The organism is Roseimaritima sediminicola (genome assembly GCF_009618275.1).
In the GTDB taxonomy this organism is placed as follows: domain Bacteria; phylum Planctomycetota; class Planctomycetia; order Pirellulales; family Pirellulaceae; genus Roseimaritima; species Roseimaritima sediminicola.
Genome location: NZ_WIAD01000155.1, coordinates 1 through 581, shown reverse-complemented (window position 1 = coordinate 581; position 581 = coordinate 1). Strand labels below are relative to the sequence as shown.

The following is a 581-nucleotide window of genomic DNA, read 5'->3' as shown; positions in this document are numbered from 1 at the left end:
ACGTTACCCGACTGAAATTGCCGCTACTCAATCGGTGACCCTGTTTGCCGAAACGCATCTACACACGCGCGTACGCGACGGCTCGCTTTTGGGCTGACGACCTCGACCCAATGGCGATCACGCAAGCCCTGCTTCTGCCGCCCGACACTCAACATCGGCGCGGTGAACCGCGACTGATTCGCACAAAGTCTGGCAAGGTCGAGCAACGTTCCCCATGCCGTACAGGATCGTGGACAATGTCATCCGAACGCTGGGTGGACTCGCCACGTTTACACATTCATCTTATCTGGCTACTCGAACAACTCGAACCTAAGCGAACTGCAATCTCCGAAATTCTGGCCGATGGAGTGATGGCTGACTTCTTCTGCTATTCCTGTGGATCTACATCGACACTGCCAGCGATTCCGAATGCTGTTCGTAGACGTTCAGATGCGTTAGGATTCAAAATAGATATTGACCACTACGACACATCCGACGACCCAAATGGCGGGTAACAATTGCGTGCACCGGAGTACGCGGTCGAGCGGTTTTGAAATTGAGAATCATTCACGCGTACCCGGTGACGGCCGCCGTTCTTGCTG

The 581-nt window shown here is 54.2% G+C and carries 1 protein-coding gene; it reads left to right on the top strand.

Translation table 11 applies throughout. The annotated features are described in order from the left end of the window. Nucleotides 1–44: 44 nt before the first annotated feature. On the top strand, nt 45–494 hold the full coding sequence (locus GE027_RS23860) for a DUF4279 domain-containing protein (RefSeq protein WP_153559505.1): 450 nt from the start codon (nt 45–47) through the stop codon (nt 492–494). The last annotated feature ends 87 nt before the right edge of the window (nt 495–581 follow it).